Source organism: Shinella pollutisoli (assembly GCF_024609765.1).
GTDB lineage: Bacteria > Pseudomonadota > Alphaproteobacteria > Rhizobiales > Rhizobiaceae > Shinella > Shinella pollutisoli.
The window spans coordinates 103,992-123,502 of record NZ_JANFDG010000017.1 but is presented as its reverse complement, the minus strand read 5'-3'; the positions used below and the strand labels follow the sequence as shown (position 1 = coordinate 123,502).

General features: G+C 68.5%; 19 protein-coding genes. 11 read left to right on the top strand and 8 right to left on the bottom strand.

Features of this window, described 5'->3' with window-relative positions:
- Window positions 1-99: 99 nt before the first annotated feature.
- Complete coding sequence (locus NNZ72_RS15290) at window positions 100-1,581, bottom strand: NAD-dependent succinate-semialdehyde dehydrogenase (protein WP_257316225.1); 1,482 nt, start codon at window positions 1,579-1,581, stop codon at window positions 100-102.
- 105 nt (window positions 1,582-1,686) lie between these two features.
- The gene (locus NNZ72_RS15285) at window positions 1,687-2,964 is read right to left on the bottom strand and encodes a 4-aminobutyrate--2-oxoglutarate transaminase (RefSeq protein ID WP_257316224.1); all 1,278 of its coding nucleotides are present in this window, start codon (window positions 2,962-2,964) and stop codon (window positions 1,687-1,689) included.
- Between the two features lie 167 nt (window positions 2,965-3,131).
- Between NNZ72_RS15285 and NNZ72_RS15280 the strand changes: the two genes are divergently transcribed.
- The gene (locus NNZ72_RS15280) at window positions 3,132-3,947 is read left to right on the top strand and encodes a MerR family transcriptional regulator (protein ID WP_257316223.1); all 816 of its coding nucleotides are present in this window, start codon (window positions 3,132-3,134) and stop codon (window positions 3,945-3,947) included.
- Between the two features lie 3 nt (window positions 3,948-3,950).
- Here the strand turns inward: NNZ72_RS15280 and NNZ72_RS15275 are convergent, their stop codons facing one another.
- Window positions 3,951-4,259 carry a ribbon-helix-helix domain-containing protein gene (locus NNZ72_RS15275; protein ID WP_257316222.1) on the bottom strand — a complete coding sequence of 103 codons (309 nt, stop codon included), beginning with the start codon at window positions 4,257-4,259 and terminating at the stop codon, window positions 3,951-3,953.
- A 214-nt stretch (window positions 4,260-4,473) separates the two neighbouring features.
- Here NNZ72_RS15275 and NNZ72_RS15270 point away from each other — a divergent pair, with 214 nt between their 5' ends.
- From NNZ72_RS15270 to NNZ72_RS15255, 4 genes are all read left to right on the top strand, one after another.
- The gene (locus NNZ72_RS15270) at window positions 4,474-4,869 is read left to right on the top strand and encodes a VOC family protein (protein ID WP_257316221.1); all 396 of its coding nucleotides are present in this window, start codon (window positions 4,474-4,476) and stop codon (window positions 4,867-4,869) included.
- 55 nt (window positions 4,870-4,924) lie between these two features.
- Window positions 4,925-5,455: a gluconate 2-dehydrogenase subunit 3 family protein gene (locus tag NNZ72_RS15265; RefSeq protein WP_257316219.1), complete on the top strand. Its 531-nt coding sequence runs from the start codon at window positions 4,925-4,927 to the stop codon at window positions 5,453-5,455.
- A gap of 65 nt (window positions 5,456-5,520) precedes the next feature.
- On the top strand, window positions 5,521-7,092 hold the full coding sequence (locus tag NNZ72_RS15260) for a GMC family oxidoreductase (protein WP_257316218.1): 1,572 nt from the start codon (window positions 5,521-5,523) through the stop codon (window positions 7,090-7,092).
- 124 nt (window positions 7,093-7,216) lie between these two features.
- Entirely contained in the window at window positions 7,217-7,594 is a 378-nt protein-coding gene (locus NNZ72_RS15255) for a c-type cytochrome (protein WP_257316217.1), read from the top strand.
- 19 nt (window positions 7,595-7,613) lie between these two features.
- Here the strand turns inward: NNZ72_RS15255 and NNZ72_RS15250 are convergent, their stop codons facing one another.
- The 3 genes from NNZ72_RS15250 to NNZ72_RS15240 all read right to left on the bottom strand — a co-directional run bounded on the left by NNZ72_RS15250 (window position 7,614) and on the right by NNZ72_RS15240 (window position 9,997).
- On the bottom strand, window positions 7,614-7,919 hold the full coding sequence (locus tag NNZ72_RS15250; RefSeq protein ID WP_257316216.1) for a hypothetical protein: 306 nt from the start codon (window positions 7,917-7,919) through the stop codon (window positions 7,614-7,616).
- Between the two features lie 114 nt (window positions 7,920-8,033).
- Entirely contained in the window at window positions 8,034-8,759 is a 726-nt protein-coding gene (locus tag NNZ72_RS15245) for a response regulator transcription factor (protein ID WP_257316215.1), read from the bottom strand.
- Between the two features lie 14 nt (window positions 8,760-8,773).
- Window positions 8,774-9,997 carry a GAF domain-containing sensor histidine kinase gene (locus tag NNZ72_RS15240; RefSeq protein ID WP_257316214.1) on the bottom strand — a complete coding sequence of 408 codons (1,224 nt, stop codon included), beginning with the start codon at window positions 9,995-9,997 and terminating at the stop codon, window positions 8,774-8,776.
- Between the two features lie 243 nt (window positions 9,998-10,240).
- Between NNZ72_RS15240 and NNZ72_RS15235 the strand changes: the two genes are divergently transcribed.
- From NNZ72_RS15235 to NNZ72_RS15215, 5 genes are all read left to right on the top strand, one after another.
- Complete coding sequence (locus NNZ72_RS15235) at window positions 10,241-11,257, top strand: ABC transporter substrate-binding protein (protein WP_257316213.1); 1,017 nt, start codon at window positions 10,241-10,243, stop codon at window positions 11,255-11,257.
- Window positions 11,258-11,326: 69 nt separating this feature from the next.
- Entirely contained in the window at window positions 11,327-12,781 is a 1,455-nt protein-coding gene (locus NNZ72_RS15230; RefSeq protein WP_257316212.1) for a sugar ABC transporter ATP-binding protein, read from the top strand.
- The gene (locus NNZ72_RS15225; RefSeq protein ID WP_257316211.1) at window positions 12,778-13,725 is read left to right on the top strand and encodes an ABC transporter permease; all 948 of its coding nucleotides are present in this window, start codon (window positions 12,778-12,780) and stop codon (window positions 13,723-13,725) included. The genes NNZ72_RS15230 and NNZ72_RS15225 overlap by 4 nt, the downstream gene beginning before the upstream one ends.
- Window positions 13,722-14,672: an ABC transporter permease gene (locus NNZ72_RS15220; RefSeq protein WP_257316209.1), complete on the top strand. Its 951-nt coding sequence runs from the start codon at window positions 13,722-13,724 to the stop codon at window positions 14,670-14,672. Before NNZ72_RS15225 ends, NNZ72_RS15220 begins: the two co-directional genes overlap by 4 nt.
- 14 nt (window positions 14,673-14,686) lie before the next feature.
- On the top strand, window positions 14,687-15,601 hold the full coding sequence (locus NNZ72_RS15215) for an SMP-30/gluconolactonase/LRE family protein (protein ID WP_257316207.1): 915 nt from the start codon (window positions 14,687-14,689) through the stop codon (window positions 15,599-15,601).
- Window positions 15,602-15,609: 8 nt separating this feature from the next.
- Here NNZ72_RS15215 and NNZ72_RS15210 read toward each other — a convergent pair whose 3' ends face one another.
- Window positions 15,610-16,512: a DMT family transporter gene (locus NNZ72_RS15210; protein WP_257316205.1), complete on the bottom strand. Its 903-nt coding sequence runs from the start codon at window positions 16,510-16,512 to the stop codon at window positions 15,610-15,612.
- Window positions 16,513-16,680: 168 nt separating this feature from the next.
- On the opposite strand from NNZ72_RS15210, the gene NNZ72_RS15205 reads away from it, so the two are divergent.
- Window positions 16,681-18,453: an IlvD/Edd family dehydratase gene (locus tag NNZ72_RS15205; RefSeq protein WP_257316204.1), complete on the top strand. Its 1,773-nt coding sequence runs from the start codon at window positions 16,681-16,683 to the stop codon at window positions 18,451-18,453.
- A gap of 63 nt (window positions 18,454-18,516) precedes the next feature.
- On the opposite strand, the gene NNZ72_RS15200 is transcribed toward NNZ72_RS15205, so the two are convergent.
- Window positions 18,517-19,416, bottom strand: coding sequence for a DMT family transporter (locus NNZ72_RS15200; protein ID WP_257316203.1), 900 nt, complete (start codon window positions 19,414-19,416; stop codon window positions 18,517-18,519).
- Window positions 19,417-19,511: the final 95 nt, after the last annotated feature.

Genomic DNA, 19,511 nt, shown 5'->3' with positions numbered 1-19,511 from the left:
AACCACCACAATGACAAGAGGCCGGAACATCGTAACCGATGTTCCGGCCTTCCAATGTATAAGCCCCGCCGTAGGGCGGGGCAGTGGGGGAACTTTGGATCAGGCGACGTCGCCCATGCAGAGATATTTCAGTTCCAGATAGTCGTCGGCGCCGTGAGCGGAGCCCTCGCGGCCGATGCCGGACTGCTTGATGCCGCCGAAGGGAGCGGCCTCGGAGGAGATGAGGCCGGTGTTGATGCCGACCATGCCGTATTCCAGCGCCTCCGCCACCTTCCAGACCTTCTTCAGGTCGCCGGCGTAGAAATAGGCGGCAAGCCCGAACTCGGTGTCGTTCGCCTGGGCGATGACGTCCTCGACCGTCTCGAAGCGGAAGAGGGGGGCGAGCGGCCCGAAGGTCTCCTCGCGCGCGACCGTCATGTCGCGGGTGACGTCCGTCAGCAGCGTCGGCTCGAAGAAGGTACCGGGCCCGTCGATGCGCCTGCCGCCGGCGACGACCTTCGCGCCCTTGGCGAGCGCGTCGGCGATATGCGCCTCGACCTTGCCGATCGCCGCCTCCTCGATCAGCGGACCGATGGTCACGCCCTCGTCGAAGCCGTTGCCGACCGAAAGCGCCGAGACTTTCGCCGCCAGCTTCTCCGCGAAGGCGTCGTAGACGCCCGACTGGACGTAGATGCGGTTGGCGCAGACGCAGGTCTGGCCGGCGTTGCGGTATTTCGAGACCATGGCGCCCTCGACCGCCGCGTCGAGATCGGCGTCGTCGAAGACGATGAAGGGGGCGTTGCCGCCGAGCTCGAGGCTCACCTTCTTGATCTGGTCGGAGCACTGGCGCATCAGGATGCGGCCGACCTCCGTCGAGCCGGTGAAGGAGATCTTGCGGACCTTCGGGTTGGAGCACAGCTCCTTGCCGATCGCCGGCCCGTCGGTGCCGAGGACGAGGTTGAAGGCGCCTGCCGGGATGCCGGCCCGCTCCGCCAGCACGGCGAGCGCGATCGCCGAGAGCGGCGTCTGCTCGGCCGGCTTGGAGACGACGGTGCAGCCGACGGCGAGCGCCGGCGCGATCTTGCGGGCGATCATCGCCGCCGGGAAATTCCAGGGCGTGATGGTGCCGACGACGCCGACCGGCTGCTTGATCACCAGCATGCGGCGGTCGGGGGAGGGGGCCGGGATGGTCTCGCCGTTGATGCGCTTGGCCTCCTCCGCGTACCACTCGACATAGGACGCGGCGTAGAGGATCTCGCCCCTGGCCTCGGCGAGCGGCTTGCCCATCTCGGCCGTCAGGATGGCGGCGAGCTCGTCGGCATGGGCGATGATGAGGTCGTGCCACTTGCGCAGAAGCGCGCTGCGGTCCTTGGCCGGGCGGGCGGCCCAGAGCGGCTGGGCGCGATAGGCGGAATCGATGGCGGCGGCGGTCTCGGCCGCGCCCATCTCCGGCAGCGTCGCCAGCCTCTCGCCGGTCGCCGGGTCGAGGACGTCGAAGGTGGCGGCGCCGTTGCCGCCGATCCAGTTGCCGTTGACGTAGCCCGCGTCGCGCAGGAGGTCCGTCGATGTCAGGTGCCGGGTGAGGGCATCGTGGAAAGCCATGGTCGGCTCCTTCTCGAAAACAGGAAACAGGAAGGCCTTCACCCGAAGCCTCGGGCCTCGGGTGTCGCCGTCGTCAGGGGAATGCCGGCGGGCTGCGCCGCCCGGTCAGGCGGCGCGGGCCTCGACGATCGAGGCCTCGAGGAGGTCGAGCGCCTCGGCGAAGACCTCGTCCTGGATGGTGATCGGCGCCAGGAAGCGGATAACGTTGCCGTGCACGCCGCAGGTGAGCAGGATCAGGCCCTTCTCCAGCGCCTTGAGGCGCACCTTGTTGGCGAAGTCGGCGCTCGGCAGTTGCGTCTTGACGTCGTTGAACTCGACGGCGTTCATGAAGCCCGGGCCGCGGATGTCGACGATCTCCGGAACCTTGTCGCGGATCGCTGCAAGGCGCTGCTTGAGGCGCGCGCCGAGGCTTTCGGCACGGTTGCACAGATCCTCGTCCTTGATGACGTCGAGCACCGCATGGGCGGCGGCGACGCCGATCGGGCTGCCGGCATAGGTGCCGCCGAGGCCGCCGGGGCCGGGCGCGTCCATGATCTCGGCGCGGCCGGTGACGGCGGCGATCGGGAAGCCGCCGCCGAGCCCCTTGGCCATCGTCATCAGGTCGGCGGCGACGCCGTAGTGCTCCATGGCGAAGAGCTTGCCGGTGCGGGCGAAGCCCGTCTGCACCTCGTCGGCGATCAGCAGGATGCCGTGCTCGTCGCAGAGCGTGCGCAGCGCCTTGATGAAGCCGGCAGGCACCGGATAGAAGCCGCCCTCGCCCTGCACCGGCTCGATGATGATCGCGGCGACGCGGTTCGGATCGACGTCGGCGGCGAAGAGCTTCTTCAGCGCGGCCAGCGACTGTTCCGGCGTCGTACCGTGCAGCTCGACCGGGAAGGGCACGTGGAAGACGTCGCCCGGCATGGCGCCGAAGCCGACCTTGTAGGGAACGACCTTGCCGGTCAGCGCCATGCCCATGAAGGTGCGGCCGTGGAAGCCGCCGCCGAAGGCGACGACGGCCTGGCGACCGGTCGCGGCGCGGGCGATCTTGACGGCGTTCTCGACGGCTTCCGCGCCGGTCGTGACGAAGATGGTCTTCTTGGCGAAGTTGCCGGGGGTGATGGCATTCAGCCGCTCGGCGAGCTCGACATAGTTCTCGTAGGGCACGACCTGGTGGCAGGTATGCGTGAAGCGGTCGAGCTGCTTCTTCACCGCCTCGATGACGCGCGGATGGCGGTGGCCGGTGTTGACGACGGCGATGCCGGCGGCGAAGTCGATGTAGCGGTTGCCGTCCTTGTCCCAGATCTCGGCATTCTCGGCGCGGTCGGCATAGATCTGCGTGGTCATGCCGACGCCGCGGGAGATGGCGGCGTTCTTGCGGTCGGTGATGGGCGTTGCGGTCATGGCGCTATCCTGGGCTGGAGGGCTGGAATCGATATCTTACATTTTTTCTGCAAGGGTCGAGTGGAATTCCTACATTTTTTCTGCAAGAATGCAACGGCATTTTTGCGCGCCGGATCGGCGCGGAATGGTATAGCAGACCATAGCACGAGAATCAGGGATTTGGCGCCATGGGTTCCGACGAACCGGTGCATTACAAGGTGGCGGAGGCCGCACGGCTCGCCGGCGTGTCGGCCTCGACGCTGAGGCTGTGGGAGACGCTCGGCCTGATCGTCCCCGGCCGCTCCGAGACCGGCCACCGCCAGTACAGCGCCGAGGACGTCGCGCGGCTGAAGCGCATCGCCTGGTACCGCACCGAGCGCGGGCTGAACCCCGCCGCGATCCGCGAGGCCCTGGAGGCGGAAGATGGGGAGGGGGCTCCGCCGCCCACCGACGGCGACGCGCCGCCGGGCGTCGGCCGCAAGCTGCGCAGTCTGCGCCACGATGCCGGCAAGACGCTGGAGCAGGTGGCCGGCGACATCGGCATCGCCACCTCGGTTCTCTCCACCTTCGAGCGCACCTCGCAGGGCGTGACCTTCCGCGTGCTGCACGACCTCGCCGAATATTACGGCACCACGGTCTCCAAGCTCTCGGGCGAGGAGGAGCGCGAGCGGCGCGCGGTGGTGAGGGCAGGGGAGTGGGCGCTGTGGCCCGAGACCTCGCCGGGGGTGACGGTGCAGGTGCTCGCCGACGGGCGCAACATGATGGACTGCCACCGCTTCGTGCTGGCGCCCGGCGCCTCCTCGGACGGCGACTATAGGCACGACGGCGAGGAATTCGTGCACGTGCTCTCCGGCCGGGTGGAGATCGTCCTCGACGGCCACGAGTTCCACGACCTCGGCCCCGGCGACAGCCTCTATTTCGAGAGCTGCCGCCGCCACGCCTGGCGCAACCGCCACGACGGCGAGACCGTGCTGATCTGGATCAACACGCCGCCGACCTTCTAAATCCTATTCCGCCGCAACGATCTGCAGCCGGCGCGGCTCGGCGCCCTTGCCGGCCCCGCCCATGATGTAGATGAGACAGCTCGTGCGCAGCAGCGAAGCGAAATTCGGCACCGAGCCGTTGATCTCCAGCGCCTCGTCGTAGAGCGTCGACAGGAAGCGCGACGTCGATAGTCCCTGGCCCGCGGCCATCTCGTCGATCAGGTCCCAGAAGGCGGCCTCGATCTGGATGCTGGTCGAATGCCCGCCGATGCGCACAGAGCGGTTGACGGGCCGGTAGCGTTGCGGGTCCTGGCCCGCGAAGACCTCACACATGGCATATCCTCCAGTCTTGTTTTTATGCCGCGGATTATGCGGCGGCACCCGACATTGGTCAAATCGTCCTTGCAGGCCGCGCACGGGAGAAAATCTTTCGCCGAAAACTCCAGAATTGAAAATCCGCATGCGGTAGCCGGCTGCTACCCTGAAGCGCGAATCCCGTCGCAAGCTCTTCCCACAGGCCGAACTGCAACCAGTCGGGAGAGACAGCGTGGCAAAGACGATCCATTCCATGATCCGGGTGCTGGACGAGGCACGGTCCGTGGATTTCTACGGCAAGGCCTTCGGGCTTTCCGTGGCCGACCGGCTCGACTTCGAGACCTTCACGCTCGTCTACATGAGCAATGCGGAGAGCGAATTCGAGCTTGAGCTGACGATCAACAAGGACCGCACCGAACCCTACGACCTCGGCGACGGCTACGGCCATCTCGCCGTCTCGGTCGGCGATCTCGATGCGGAACATGCCCGCATCTCCGGTCTCGGCTTCACGCCCGGCAAGATCGTCGAGTTCAACCGCGACGGCGGTCTTCTCGCCCGCTTCTTCTTCATCACCGACCCCGACGGCTACAAGATCGAGGTCCTGCAGCGGCACGGCCGCTTCAAATGAACGGACCGGCGGCCGGGGAGGGCCGCCGGGACCACAACAACGGGAGGAACCTGACATGACGACGATCTACGAGCAGCGCCCCGGCCTTTCGCGGCGCGAGCTTTTGAAGCGCGGCACGATCGGCGCCGCGCTGATCATCACCGGCAAGGCGGTGATCAGTCCCGACAGGGCGTGGGGCATGGAGGCCGCCGCGCTGAAGCCGGAGACCATGGCGACCCTCATCAAGCTCGCCCGCGACATCTATCCGCACGACTCGGTCCCCGACCGCTTCTACGCGATCGCGGTCAAGGGGCACGATACGAAGGCGGCGGGCGACGCCGCGCACAAGGAGCTGATCGAGGCCGGCGTCGCCGATCTCGACAAGCGGGCGGGCGCGGGCGGCTATCGCGGCCTCGGCTGGGAGGACGACCGCGTCGCCATCCTGCGCGACATCGAGGCGACCCCCTTCTTCCAGGCGGTGCGCGGCGACCTCGTCGTGTCCTTCTACAACCAGAAGGAGCTCTGGCCGCATTTCGGCTACGAGGGCGAATCCTACTCCAAGGGCGGCTACATCGCCCGCGGCTTCGACGACATCGAATGGCTCTGACGGCAGGGTGACGGCCGGCGCCGGAGGAGGCGCGGCCGACCGCCGACACATTCCGGGAGGAAACCATGGCAGCTCCATATGATCTCAACGACGACAGCGTGGTCGTCATCATCGGCTCGGGCGCCGGCGGCGGCACGCTCGGCAACGAACTGGCGCAGAAGGGCATCGACGTCGTCGTGCTGGAGGCCGGCGCACGCATCGAATACGAGGACTTCATCAACGACGAGTGGGACAGCTTCGCCCAGCTCGCCTGGCTCGACCACCGCACGACCGGCGGCGGCTGGCGCGTCTCGAAGGATTTCCCGAACCTGCCGGCCTGGATCGTCAAGGCCGTCGGCGGCACGACGACGCACTGGGCGGGCGCCTCGCTGCGCTTCCAGGAGCACGAGTTCAAGGCATTGACCAACTACGGCAAGGTCGAGGGCGCGAACCTGCTCGACTGGCCGCTGACGCTTGCCGAGCTGGAACCCTACTATACCAAGGCCGAGGACAAGATGGGCGTCACCCGCACCCACGGCATCGAGGGCCTGCCCGGCAACAACAACTTCAAGATCCTCAAGGCCGGCGCCGACAAGCTCGGCTACAAGGAATGTCACACCGGCCGCATGGCCATCAACTCCGCCGAACGCGACGACCGCATGAGCTGTCAGCAGACGGGCTTCTGCTTCCAGGGATGCAAATGGGGCGCCAAGTGGTCGACGCTCTACACCGAGATCCCCAAGGGCGAGGCGACCGGCAAGCTGGAGGTGCGGCCCAATTCGCACGTCATCCGGATCGAGCACGATGCGGACGGCAAGGTGACGAACGTCGTCTATGCCGACAAGGACGGCAACCTGCAAAGCCAGAAGGCCCGCATCGTCTGCGTCGCCGGCAACTCGATCGAAAGCCCGCGCCTGCTGCTCAACTCGGCGTCCAACCTGTTTCCGGACGGGCTTGCCAATTCCTCCGGCCAGGTCGGCAAGAACTACATGCGGCACACCACCGGCTCGGTCTATGCCGTGTTCGAGAAGCCGGTGCATTTCTACCGCGGCACGACGATGGCCGGCATCGTCCAGGACGAGGCCAGGCACGATCCCTCGCGCGGCTTCGTCGGCGGCTACGAGCTGGAGACGCTGGCGCTCGGCGTGCCCTTCATGGCGGCCTTCCTCGATCCCGGCGGCTGGGGCCGCGCCTTCACCTCGGCGATGGACAACTATGCCAACATGGCGGGCCTGTGGATCGTCGGCGAGGACATGCCGCAGGAGAGCAACGCCGTGAAGCTGCACGCGGAGCTGAAGGACAAGTACGGCATGCCGATCCCGGACGTCTGGTTCACCGACCATGCCAACGACGTCGCCATGCGCAACCACGCCTACAGGCAGGGCCAGGCGATCTACGAGGCGGTCGGCGCCACCCGCAGCTTCCCGACGCCGCCCTATCCCTCGACGCACAATCTCGGCACCAACCGGATGAGCGAGAAGGCGTCGGACGGGGTCGTCAACAAATGGGGCCAGACGCACGACATCAAGAACCTGTTCGTCTCCGACGGCAGCCAGTTCACCACGGGGGCGGCGGAGAACCCGACGCTCACCATCGTCACGCTGGCGATCCGCCAGGCCGACTACATCGCCCAGGAAATGGCGGCGGGCACCATCTGAGGGTCATCGCGATCCTCCCCGGCCGCCTGCGGGCGGCCGGTGATCGCGTGCGGCCGGCAGGCCGCGCCACCTCCGGCCGGCTTCGGCCGGCCGCCTTTTCGACCACGCATCGGAGCAAGACACCATGAAGGCACTGGCGTTCCTCGCCGCGCTCGCGTTTCCCTTGGCCGCCGCGGCCGCCGACGGCTCGGCGGAGGCCGGCGCCGCCGTCTTCCGGAAATGCACCGCCTGCCACAACGCGGAGGAACCGGTGAACAAGGTCGGCCCGCACCTGGTCGGCATCGTCGGCCGCCCGGCCGCGTCGCTGGCCGACTACGCCACCTATTCGGAAGCGATGAAGGCGGCCGCGGCCGGCGGCCTCGTCTGGGACGAGGCGACGCTCGCCGCCTATCTCGCCGGCCCGAAGAAGATGATCCCGAAGACGCGCATGGCCTTCTCCGGCCTGAAGAGCGAGGCGGACATCGCCGCCGTCATCGCCTATCTCAAGGCGGTCGCCCGATAGAGGCGCGGCAGCGCGTTCGTCAGATCCCCGACCCGTCGAGCTGCCGGGCGTCGTCGCCTTCCCAGGGGGAGGGCGTGGAGGCGCGGCCGGGATTGGCAGAGGGCATCGGCATCCAGCACTTCAGCTCCGGCTCGGCATATTCGATGATGCAGCCGGGCGAGGAATCGGAGGCGCGCCAGCCTTCCGGGCCGAACTGGTCGCCGTGCGACCAGTAGGCGACGTCGACTTCCGCCGGCCCCTGTTCGGACGGGCGGACCGTGACGAGGACCCGACTTCCGTCCCTCGGCGCGCTTGCCATGTGACGCCACCGCTCCTGCTCGCCCATCGTTCTTCCTCCTGCCTTGCCGGCTTGAAGTGTCGCCTCGCCGTCGCAAGCGGTCAATTCAAACTTTGCGGCGGAGGGCGACCGGCCCGGAAAAGCCGGAAATATCTCGAACCGTCACCGCCCGCTCTCCAGCCATTCCTGCAATTCCGTCTCGGCGCGCTCCAGCGCGCTGTAGTTCAGGAGCTTGCGCAGGAGCGCGACGGTGACGGCGCGGGCGCGCAGGTTGAAGCGGCCGTCCTCGTGGTCGTCGCCGGCGGTCTGGTAGACGTCGAGCTTGTCGTAGAGCTGCTGCAGCCGGTTCTGCACGCTGCGCAGCGACAGGTTGCGCCGCCGCGCGATCGCCCGGTCGGTGAGGCCAAGCGCGATGTCGACCAATATCTCGTATTCGGAATCGGTGAAGCCGTTGGTCTGGCCGAGGCTCTTCTGCTGCAGGCCGCGCACCTCGCGGTCTATCACGCACTGGCTCTCGACGAAGATCGAGCGCAGCGCCAGCTTCAGCCGCTCGTCGGAGGCCGATTTCAGCACGTAGCCGTAGGCCGCCCCGTCCGGCACGATGCGCGAGACGCCGCGCACATAGGCCTCGTCGGAATAGTTCGACCAGAACAGGATGCGCGTCTCCGGCCGCTCCTTCCAGATCGTGCGCGCCGCCTCGATGCCGTTGCGGCTCGCCATCTGCAGGTCCATGACGATATGCGCGGACTTGTGGTCGCGGGCGAGCCTTTCGCCCGCCGTGCCGTTCTCCGCCTCGATCACCGTGTCGCATTCGGGCAGCGCCGCGCAGACGGCCTCGTGCAGGTAGGACCGGTGCAGCGGGTCGTCCTCGACGATCAGTACCTTCATCGCAGCCTCCGCCCTCATTCCTTCTCCGCCGTAAGCGGCAGGAACACCGTGACCGCCGTGCCGCGGTTGCCGCGGCCGGCGCCGATGGTGCAGCGCGCCGAGATCAGCCGGGCGCGCGTCTTCATGTTGTCGATGCCGCTGCCGAGCCGGCCGCGCTGCTTGGCGATGCCGCGCCCGTCGTCCGAGACTTCGAGCGCGAGCTGCCCCTCCTCGATCCTCAGGCGCACGGTGATCGCCATCGGCTGGGCGTGGCGCACCGCATTGTTGATCGCCTCCTGGGCGATGCGGAACAGCGCCACGGCGACCGCCGGCTCCAGCGCGTCGAGCGCGCCGGCGGTCTCGTCGACGAGCGCCCATTCGATCGGCATGCCGCTGTCGCGCACGGAGCGGTCGAGATGGTTCTCCACCGCCTGCGCCAGGCCGAAGAGCTGCAGCACGGAGGGCTTGGCCTGCTCGATGATCTGCCGGAGATCCTGCATGCAGTGCTGCAGCGAGCGCGAGACCGGCTCCAGCGCCTCCGGCGTCACCTCGCCGTTCTGCGACATCCGGTCGATGCGCCGTGCCAGCCGCGTGAGGTCGGCGAGCGTCTGGTCGTGCAGGTCCATGCCGATGCGCTGGCGCTCCTGCTCCAGCGCCTCCGTCAGCTTCAGCGCGCCGAGACGCAGGCCCTCCTCGCGGGCGCGCGCCTCCGCCTCGACGATCGCCGAACGCTGCGCCTGCTCGGCGGCGCGCAGCGCGAAGAAATAGGGCGTGAGCAGGTCGGCGACGATGCGGGCGCGCTCCACCTCCTCCATCGTGTAGACGCCGGGCAATTGCGAGGAGCAGGAGAGTGCGGCGATGATCGTGCCCTCCACCTTCATCGGCACGTGCAGGCGGCTGCGCAGCGCCTGCTCGTCGATCGGCCGCTTGAAGGCACCCTCGAAATGGAAGCGCGGGTCGTTCATCGCGTCGTCGGTGAGCATGTAGTCGACCTCGCCCCAGAGCAGCGAGCGGATCGGGCTGTTTGCGACCGGCGCGCCGGCGAGGTCGCCCCAGGCGGTCTCCATGCCGGTCTCGTAGGCGGTGTGGTACTTGCCGTCGTCGATCAGCAGGCAGACGTCGAGATGGTCGTGCGGGATGATGTGCGCGACCTCGGCCGCCACCGAGCGGATCGCCGAGCGGAAGTCGAGCTGGCCCGCGAGCAGCCGCGAGATGCCGAGATAGTGATCGAACAGGGCTGCGGGCGCCTGGTGCAGCATGAGCCTTCCTCCCGGGCCGGCGTCTCCCGCCGCCGTCCTCGCGCTTTCCAAGTAAGCGCCCGCAGGCGCCTCCGCGTCTTGCGTGAACCCGCAACATCGGACGCAAATCCCGCAAACGACTTGCCGCATCGCGCCTGTACAGGTCCCGCCTTCTTGCGCATCCTGCCCTTACTGAGAGGAGGAAGCTCAGTGCAAGAACAATTTTCGATCCGCCCGAACCCGGATCCCGAGGGAGAGAGACATATGACCATTCGCAAGATGCTTCTGGCGTCGGCCGCCGTGCTCGTCGCCGCCATGCCCGTTTCCGCGCTTGCCGACACGTCGGCCAAGAAGATCGCGCTGTCCAACAACTATGCCGGCAACTCCTGGCGTCAGGCCATGCTGACGAGCTGGGACAAGGTGACGGGCGAGGCCGTCAAGGCCGGCGTCGTCGCCGCCGCCGACGCCTTCACCACGGCGGAGAACCAGGCGACCGAGCAGGCCGCGCAGATCCAGAACATGATCCTGCAGGGCTATGACGCGATCGTCATCAACGCCGCCTCGCCGACGGCGCTGAACGGCGCCGTCAAGGAAGCCTGCGACGCCGGCATCACCGTCGTCTCCTTCGACGGCATCGTGACGGAACCCTGCGCCTGGCGCATCGCCGTCGATTTCAAGGAGATGGGCCGCAGCCAGATCGAGTTCCTTGCCGGCAAGCTGCCGGACGGCGGCAACCTTCTGGAGATCCGCGGCCTTGCCGGTGTCTTCGTCGACGACGAGATCTCGGCCGGCATCCATGCCGGCGTCGAGCAGTTCCCGCAGTTCAAGGTGGCCGGCTCCGTGCACGGCGACTGGGCGCAGGACGTGGCGCAGAAGGCCGTCGCCGGCATCCTGCCGAGCCTGCCGGAGATCGTCGGCGTCGTCACCCAGGGCGGCGACGGCTACGGTGCCGCCCAGGCTATCGCCGCCGCCGGCCGGCCGATGCCCGTCATCGTCATGGGCAACCGCGAGGACGAGCTGAAGTGGTGGAAGGAACAGAAAGACGCCAACGGCTACGAGACCATGTCCGTCTCGATCGCGCCGGGCGTCTCCACGCTGGCCTTCTGGGTCGCCCAGCAGATTCTCGACGGCAAGGAGGTCAAGAAGGACCTCGTCGTGCCGTTCCTGCGCATCGACCAGGCGAACCTCGAGGAAAACCTCGCCAACACGCCCGCGGGCGGCGTCGCCAATGTCGAATATTCGCAGGAAGACGCCTTGAAGGTCATCGAAGCGGCCAAGTAAGGTCTTAGCCGGCGCGGTCCGGCGATCCGGGCCGCGCCATTCGTTCCTTCGCGACAGAAGACGGCATCGATGACAGGGCAAGCGTTGCAGGCGGTGATCGAGGTCGCCGGCGCCAGGGTGAGTTTCGGGGCGGTGAAGGCGCTCGACGGCGTCACGCTCGCCATCATGCCCGGCGAATGCGTCGGGCTGGTCGGCCACAACGGCGCGGGCAAGTCCACCATCGTCGGCGTCATCAACGGTGGGCTGACCCCGCATGAGGGCACCGTCTCCGGCGACGGCGCGGTCATCGCGCGCTACGGCATCATCGCCGCGCGCAGCCGCGGCGTGCGCTGCGTCTTCCAGGAGCTGTCGCTCTGCCCCAACCTCACCGTCGTCGAGAACACGCGGCTGATGCACCGCCAGCTCGGCGGCTTCGGCTGGCGCGCTCGCGCCCGGGCGATCATCGGCAGGAGCCTCGACACCGTCTTCCCCGGCCACGGTATCGACTGCGAGCTGAGCGTCGGCGAGCTCTCCATCGCCGAGCGGCAGATGGTCGAGATCGCCATGGCCTTCTCCGACGCCGGTATTACGCCCCGCCTCGTCATCCTCGACGAGCCGACCTCCTCGCTCGACGCGAGCCTCGCCGAGCAGATGCTCGCCCATGTGCGCCGCTTCGTCGGCGCGGGCGGATCGGTCATCTTCATCTCGCACATCCTGGGCGAGATCCTGTCCACCGCCGACCGCATCGTCGTCATGAAGGATGGCCGCATCGTCGCCGAGCGGCCGGCGGCGGATTTCACCGAGCACAGTCTCGTCGAGGCGATGGGCAGCGTCGTCAAGGGCGAGGAGCGCCGCCGCGCCGCCCGCGACCTGGCCAACGCACCGGTCGTGCTTGAGCACGCGGGCCGCGGCCTGCCGTTCCGGGCACGGCGCGGCGAGATCGTCGGGCTTGCGGGCCTTGCCGGCCACGGCCAGACCGGCATGCTGATGAAGCTCCATGCGGCCAGCAGCGGCGACTGGCTGCCGCGGAAGGACCCCGCCGTCACCTTCGTCGCCGGCGACCGGCGGCTCAACGGCGTCTTCGAGCTCTGGAGCATCCTGCGCAACTTCTCCATCGCCTCGCTCGGCGACCTGTCGCGGCAGGGCCTCGTCCAGGCGGACGCGGAAGCCGAACGCGGCGCCGACTGGAGGAAACGCATCGAGATCCGCACCCGGGACATGGGAAACGGCATCCTCTCGCTTTCCGGCGGCAACCAGCAGAAGGTGCTTTTCGCCCGCGCGCTTTCCACCCGCGCGCCGGTCGTGCTGATGGACGACCCGATGCGCGGCGTCGACGTCGGCACCAAGCAGGAGGTCTACGACATCGTCCGGCAGGAGGCGGCAAACGGGCGCACCTTCGTCTGGTACTCGACGGAGATGGAGGAGGTCTGCCTCTGCGACCGCGTCTACGTCTTCCGCGAGGGGGCGATCGTCGCCGAGCTTGCCGGCGAGGCGGTCACCGAGGAGAGCATCCTCGCCGCCTCCTTCGAGGGAACTGCCGCATGAAGCTCCGCCTCTCCGCCGACGCCATCCGTCTCCTGATCCCGGCGCTGTCGCTGACGGTGCTGCTCGCCGCCGTCTTCTGGCTGCAGCCGCGGGCGATGAGCTATGTCGGGCTGAACCTGCTCTTCAACCTCGCCGTGCCCATCGCGCTCGCCACCATCGCGCAGATGCTGATCATGGCGGTGAACGACCTCGACCTGTCGATGGGCACCTTCGTCAGCTTCGTCGCCTGCGTCACCGCCACCTTCCTGCGCGACGCGCCGCTTCTCGGCGTCCTCATCCTCGCCGGCGCCATCCTCGTCTATGCCGGGCTCGGCGTCGTCATCCACCTGCGCAACCTGCCCTCCATCGTCGTCACGCTTGGCATGAGCTTCGTCTGGGCGGGGCTCGCCGTGCTGATGCTGCCCGCACCCGGCGGGCAGGCGCCGGACTGGGTGCGCACGCTGATGACCGCCAAGCCCCCCTTCGTGCCGATGGCCATCGTCGCCAGCGTCTTCATCGCGGTCATCGCCCATTTCCTCGTCATGCGCTCCTCGCTCGGCGTGCTGATCCGCGGCGTCGGCGGCAACCAGCGCTCGGTCGAGCGGGCGGGCTGGTCGGTCGTCTACGCCCGCGCCATGGCCTACGGGCTCGCCGGCCTCTTCGCCGTCGCCGCCGGCATCGCGCTGGTCGGGCTCACCACCTCGGCCGACGCCAATATCGCGCTGCGCTACACGCTGCTCTCGATCGCCGGCGTCATCCTCGGCGGCGGCGAGTTCATCGGCGGGCGCGTCTCGCCGATCGGCGCCGTCGTGGGCGCGCTGACTCTGACGCTCGCCGGCTCCTTCCTCTCCTTCCTGCGCATCTCGCCCGACTGGCAGATCGGCGCGCAGGGGGCGATCCTGATCGTCGTGCTGGCGCTGCGCCTCCTCCTCAACCGCATCGAGAACCGGGAGAAGGGCCGATGAGCGCGCTCGCCCGTCTGACGCGAAAACCCTGGATCTGGTCGTGGATCGCCGCCTTCGTCGTCTGGTTCGCGACGATCATGGTGACGGGGGGAGCGAGCACGCTGGGCCTCAGCCAGGCCGCGCTCACCTTCGCCGCCTTCTCCATCGTCGTCGGCATCGGCCAGATGTTCGTCATCACGCTCGGTCCCGGCAATATCGACCTCTCCGTCCCCGCGACGATGACGCTCGCCGGCACGGTGGCGCTGAAGCTGATGAACGTGGAGAACGGCATGATCCTGCCGGGCCTTCTCGTCGCCGTCCTGATCGGGGTGGCCGTCGGCATCGCCAACTACGCGCTCATCAAGGCGCTGCGCATCCCGCCGATCATCGCCACGCTGTCGATGAGCTTCATCGTCCAGTCGGCGGCGATCTGGACCAACCGCGGCCTGCGCATCAAGCCGCCCTCCGTCCTTGCCGACTTCACCACCTCGATGACGCTCGGCGTGCCGAACGTCGCGCTGGTCGCCCTCCTGCTTTCGCTCCTCGCCTGGGTGCTGCTCGAGAAGACGATCTACGGCCGCTGGATCTCCGCCATCGGCCAGAGCATGGCGGCGGCGCGCATGGCGGGCATCCCGGTCGACGGCGTGCGCTTCGTCACCTACGTCTTCTGCGCGGTGCTCGCCTCGCTCGCCGGCTACCTGCTCGCCTGCTTCTCGGGCGGGGCTGCGCTCAACATGGGGGCGGAATACCTGCTGATGTCCATCGCCGTCGTCGTCATCGGCGGAACGGCGGTGGCGGGCGGCGATTCCAACGTGCCCGGCATCTGGGGCGCCTCGCTCTTCATGTTCCTCGTCGTCTCCATGCTCAACACCTACGGGCTCGGCGCGGGCATCCGCCTCATCATGACCGGCCTCATCATCATCAGCGTCATCATGCTGGCGGGCGGTCGCCAGCCCGGCGCGCGCTAATTCAGGACTTTCCCATGGCCAGCGATCCCCTCTACGACATCCGCGATCCGCGCTTCCGCCACCTGATCGTCAGCAATGCCCGGCTGGAGGAGCTCTATTCCGGCTGCCGCTGGGCGGAGGGGCCGGTGTGGTTCAACGACGCCAACCAGCTCATCTGGAGCGACATCCCCAACCAGCGCATGCTGCGCTGGACGCCGGGCGGCGGCGTCTCCGTCTTCCGCGAGCCCTCGAACTTCGCCAACGGCCACACCCGCGACAGGGAGGGCCGGCTCGTCTCCTGCGAGCACGGCGCGCGCCGCGTCACCCGCACGGAGCCGGACGGCACGATCACCGTCCTTGCCGAACACCATCAGGGCCGGCGGCTCAACTCCCCGAACGACGTGGTGGTGAAATCGGACGGCAGCGTCTGGTTCACCGATCCGACCTACGGCATCCTCTCCGACTACGAGGGCTACCGCGCCGAACCCGAGCAGGAGACGCGCAACGTCTACCGGCTCGACCCCGCGAGCGGCGCGATCGAGGCCGTCGCCAGCGATTTCAACCAGCCGAACGGGCTCGCCTTCTCGCCGGACGAACGCGTGCTCTACGTCGCCGATTCCGGCGCGAGCCACGACGAGAGCCTGCCGCGCCACATCCGCGCCTTCGACCTCGCCGACGGCCGCCGGCTCACGAACGGCCGGGTCTTCTGCGACATCGACAACGGCATCCCGGATGGAATCCGCACCGACATGGCCGGGAACCTCTGGTCGAGTGCCGGCGACGGCGTGCACTGCTTCGCGCCAGACGGCGCGCTCCTCGGCAAGATCCTCGTGCCGCAGACCGTGGCGAACCTCACCTTCGGCGGGCCGCGGCGCAACCGGCTCTTCGTCGCCGCCACCAATTCGCTCTATTCGATCTACGTGACGGCGACGGGCGCGCAGGTGCCCTGATGCCGCCCTCAGGCGCCGCGACGCTTCAACTGCTGCTCGCGGAAGAAGATGAAGAGGCCCGAGGCGACGATGAAGGCCGCGCCGAGCAGCATGACCGGCCGCGGCGCATCGCCGAAGAAGATCCAGCCGAAGGCGATCGCCCACAGCAGCAGCGTATATTGCAGCGGCACGACGGCGCTGGCGTCGGCGAGCTTCAGCGAGCGGTTCACCAGCATGTGCGCGCCCATCGCCACGATGCCGAGCAGGCAGAGCTGGGAGAAATCGCCGACGCTCGTCGGCGTCCAGCCCTTCGGGTCGACGAGACACCATATGCCCGCCAGCGCCGTCGCCCCGGCGATCTGCCAGAAGACCAGCGTCGTGTCCGGCGCGGCGCGCAGCGTCCGCCCGAGCACCATGGCGAGCCCGAAGCAGAAGCTGCCGCCGAGCGCCGTCAGCGCGGGCAGCGTGAACGTCTCCCGCGACGGCTCGAGCGCGATCAGCACGCCGGCGAAGCCGACGAGGATCGCCGTCCAGCGCCGCCAGCCGACCTTCTCGCCCAGAAGCAGCGGCGAGAGGGCGGCGACGTAGATGGGAGCAGCCAGCCAGTAGGTCATGGCGTCGGCGAGCGGCATGTAGCCGACGGCGAAATAGAAGCCGGAGGACTCGCAGGCGAAGAGCACCGAACGCAGCAGATGGAGCCTCGGCCGGTCGACGCGGACGAGCCGGCGCCAGCCGACGCGCCAGAAGAAGGGCGAGAGAACGACGAGGGCGGCGAGGCTGCGGATCAGCATGAGCTGGCCGACGGAATAGGTGGCGACCAGCCATTTGCCCATCACGTCGTTCAGCGAGAACATCAGCATGCCGAGGAGCATCGCCAGCACGCCGAGGCGGACGGCGGAGCCGGAGGCGGCAGGGGAGGCGGCGATGGTCATGGCGGAGCGGTCTCTCTCTAGCAGCCAGGGCTCTGGCACATTCGCGAGGCACGATCCAGTCAGCAATTTTGATGGCTGGATCAGCACGGCGCATTCATGCCCGTCCCCGGTTGATCGCCGGCCGCACCGGTGGGACATTCAGGCCGATCCGGCGGAAGGACGAGGACGATGACGAAGAACGAGAAACCGGCACGCAGGCTGCGCTCCCAAGACTGGTTCGACAACCGTGAGCATATCGACCTGGCGGCGCTCTATCTCGAGCGCTTCATGAACTGCGGCATCACGCCGGAGGAGCTGCGCGCCGGCAGGCCGGTGATCGGCATCGCCCAGAGCGGCAGCGACCTCAACCCGTGCAACCGCCACCATATCGAGCTCGCCAAGCGCGTGCGCGACGGCATCCGCGACGCCGGCGGCATCCCGATCGAGTTCCCGACCCATCCGACCTTCGAGAACTGCAAGCGGCCGACGGCGGCGCTCGACCGCAACCTCGCCTATCTCGGCCTGGTGGAGATCCTCTACGGCTATCCGATCGACGGGGTGGTGCTGACGACCGGCTGCGACAAGACCACACCGTCGTCGCTGATGGCGGCCTCGACCGTCGACATCCCGGCCATCGTGCTCTCCGGCGGGCCGATGCTCGACGGCTGGCACGAGGGCGACCTCGTCGGCTCCGGCACGGTGATCTGGCGCTCGCGCCGCAAGCTCGCCGCCGGCGAGATCGACGAGGACGAATTCCTGCAGGCGGCGCTCGATTCCGCGCCCTCCGTCGGCCACTGCAACACGATGGGCACGGCCTCGACGATGAACGCCATGGCCGAGGCGCTCGGCATGTCGCTCACCGGCTGCGCGGCCATCCCCGCCGCCTATCGCGAGCGCGGCCAGATGGCCTACCGCACCGGCCGGCGCGCCGTCGAGCTGGTGCTGGAGGATATCCGCCCCTCGCATGTCCTGACGCGAGAGGCCTTCCTCAACGCCGTGCGCGTCAATTCGGCGATCGGCGGCTCCACCAACGCCCAGCCGCACCTCGCCGCCATGGCGAAGCACGCCGGCGTGGAGCTCCGCCCCGACGACTGGCAGGCATACGGCTACGACATCCCGCTTCTCGCCGACGTGCAGCCCGCCGGCCGCTTCCTCGGCGAGCGCTTCCACCGCGCCGGCGGCGTGCCGGCCGTCATGCGCGAGCTGCTCGACGCCGGAAAGCTGGACGGCAGCTGTCGCACCGTCACCGGGCGGACGGTCGCGGAGAACCTCGAAGGCCGCGCCGCCACCGACCGCGAGGTGATCCGCCCCTACGGCGCACCGCTGAAGGAGCGGGCGGGCTTCCTCGTGCTCAAGGGCAACCTGTTCGACTTCGCCATCATGAAGACCTCGGTGATCTCGCCGGAGTTCCGCGAACGGTATCTGAGGGACGGCGTCTTCGAGGGCAGGGCGGTCGTCTTCGACGGCTCGGAGGACTATCACGCGCGCATCAACGATCCGGCGCTCGGCATCGACGAGCGGACGATCCTCGTCATCCGCGGCGCGGGGCCGCTCGGCTGGCCGGGCTCGGCGGAGGTGGTCAACATGCAGCCGCCGGACCATCTCCTGAAACGCGGCATCACCAGCCTGCCGACCATCGGCGACGGGCGGCAGTCGGGCACCGCCGACAGCCCGTCGATCCTCAACGCCTCGCCGGAAAGCGCGGCCGGCGGCGGGCTCGCCTGGGTCAGGACCGGCGACACGATCCGCATCGACCTCGAACAGGGCCGCTGCGACATGCTGGTGGATGCGGCGGAGATCGAGCGGCGCAAGGCCGACGGCATCCCGCCGGTGCCGGCCGACGCCACGCCCTGGCAGCGGCTCTACCGCCAGACGGTGACGCAACTTGCCGACGGCGCGGTGATCGAGGGGGCCGCCGACTTCCGCGGCATCGCCGCGACGCCGCCGCGGCACAATCACTGAGCATTTTGCAGCCGGGTGGAATCACCCGGCGTCGCACGAATGCGGCGGTGACGAAGAGCCTCGTCAGCCGCGGCGGGCGACGAGGATGCCGGCAAGCACGATCGTGCCGCCGATCGCCTGCATCGGCCCGACGGCCTCGCCGAGCAGCAGCCAGGCGAGCACCGCGGCGACGACCGGCTGGAGCAGCAGGGTCAGCGAGGAGAAGGCCGTCGGCAGGTAGGCGAGCGCATAGGTGACGAGGCCCTGGCCGCCGACGTGGCAGACCAGCGCCAGCCCCAGCAGCATCGCCCAGCCGTAGAGCGTGACGGGCACCAGCACATCCTCGAAAACGAGCGCGAAGGGCAGCACGAGCAGGGCGGTCGAGAAGGTCGACCAGACCATGATGCGCAGCGTCGAGAAGCGCGTGCGCACATAGCCGATGGCGAGCATGTAGGCGGCATAGAAGATCGCCGCGACGATGGCCGTCGCGTCGCCGGCGATCTCGCCGCCGCCCATCGCCAGCGGCCCGCCCTTGAGGATGACGACGCCGGCAAGCGTCATGGCGAGGCCCGCAAGGAAGATGCGGGTGATCTTCGCCCGGAAGAGGAGCCAGGCGCCGAGCGTGACGAAGACGGGCGCGAGGTTGGCAAGCAGCGTCGCGTTGGCGACCGAGGTCATGTCGAGCGAGAGGTGCCAGGCCAGAAGGTCGATCGTGAGGAAGACGCCGGGCAGGAGCAGCATCAGGTAGTCGCGCAGGCCGGACGGCCGCGTGTCCGCCGTCGCCGGCGGAAAGAAGCGCAGCGCGCCGAGGAACGGCAGGAAGGCGAGCGCCACGCGCCAGAAGGCCGTCGCCACCGGCCCGACCTCGGACAGGCGCACGAAGATCGGCGACCCGCCGATGGCGACCGCGCCGGCGAGAAGGGCAAGGAGGGCGAGGCGGTTGTGCGAGGAGCGGGCGGCGTGAGGAAGCGGGAGGTCGGCCAAGGGAACGGTCCGGGATACGGGCAGGCCCCGGCGGGGCCTCGAATGCTGCGAACAGCCAGTAGCAGAACGCCGAGCTTCCAGCCAGACGGGATGGT

Coding starts and splice junctions, on each gene's coding strand:
- NNZ72_RS15240 (WP_257316214.1), bottom strand. CDS start 9,997: ATGCTGCACCAGGCGCCCGCAGCCCTGTTCGATCACTATCTCGGCATC.
- NNZ72_RS15210 (WP_257316205.1), bottom strand. CDS start 16,512: ATGACCATCGCCGCCTCCCCTGCCGCCTCCGGCTCCGCCGTCCGCCTC.
- NNZ72_RS15215 (WP_257316207.1), top strand. CDS start 14,687: ATGGCCAGCGATCCCCTCTACGACATCCGCGATCCGCGCTTCCGCCAC.
- NNZ72_RS15250 (WP_257316216.1), bottom strand. CDS start 7,919: ATGGGCGAGCAGGAGCGGTGGCGTCACATGGCAAGCGCGCCGAGGGAC.
- NNZ72_RS15260 (WP_257316218.1), top strand. CDS start 5,521: ATGGCAGCTCCATATGATCTCAACGACGACAGCGTGGTCGTCATCATC.
- NNZ72_RS15275 (WP_257316222.1), bottom strand. CDS start 4,259: ATGTGTGAGGTCTTCGCGGGCCAGGACCCGCAACGCTACCGGCCCGTC.
- NNZ72_RS15225 (WP_257316211.1), top strand. CDS start 12,778: ATGAAGCTCCGCCTCTCCGCCGACGCCATCCGTCTCCTGATCCCGGCG.
- NNZ72_RS15245 (WP_257316215.1), bottom strand. CDS start 8,759: ATGAAGGTACTGATCGTCGAGGACGACCCGCTGCACCGGTCCTACCTG.
- NNZ72_RS15290 (WP_257316225.1), bottom strand. CDS start 1,581: ATGGCTTTCCACGATGCCCTCACCCGGCACCTGACATCGACGGACCTC.
- NNZ72_RS15255 (WP_257316217.1), top strand. CDS start 7,217: ATGAAGGCACTGGCGTTCCTCGCCGCGCTCGCGTTTCCCTTGGCCGCC.
- NNZ72_RS15280 (WP_257316223.1), top strand. CDS start 3,132: ATGGGTTCCGACGAACCGGTGCATTACAAGGTGGCGGAGGCCGCACGG.
- NNZ72_RS15235 (WP_257316213.1), top strand. CDS start 10,241: ATGACCATTCGCAAGATGCTTCTGGCGTCGGCCGCCGTGCTCGTCGCC.
- NNZ72_RS15265 (WP_257316219.1), top strand. CDS start 4,925: ATGACGACGATCTACGAGCAGCGCCCCGGCCTTTCGCGGCGCGAGCTT.
- NNZ72_RS15230 (WP_257316212.1), top strand. CDS start 11,327: ATGACAGGGCAAGCGTTGCAGGCGGTGATCGAGGTCGCCGGCGCCAGG.
- NNZ72_RS15285 (WP_257316224.1), bottom strand. CDS start 2,964: ATGACCGCAACGCCCATCACCGACCGCAAGAACGCCGCCATCTCCCGC.
- NNZ72_RS15220 (WP_257316209.1), top strand. CDS start 13,722: ATGAGCGCGCTCGCCCGTCTGACGCGAAAACCCTGGATCTGGTCGTGG.
- NNZ72_RS15205 (WP_257316204.1), top strand. CDS start 16,681: ATGACGAAGAACGAGAAACCGGCACGCAGGCTGCGCTCCCAAGACTGG.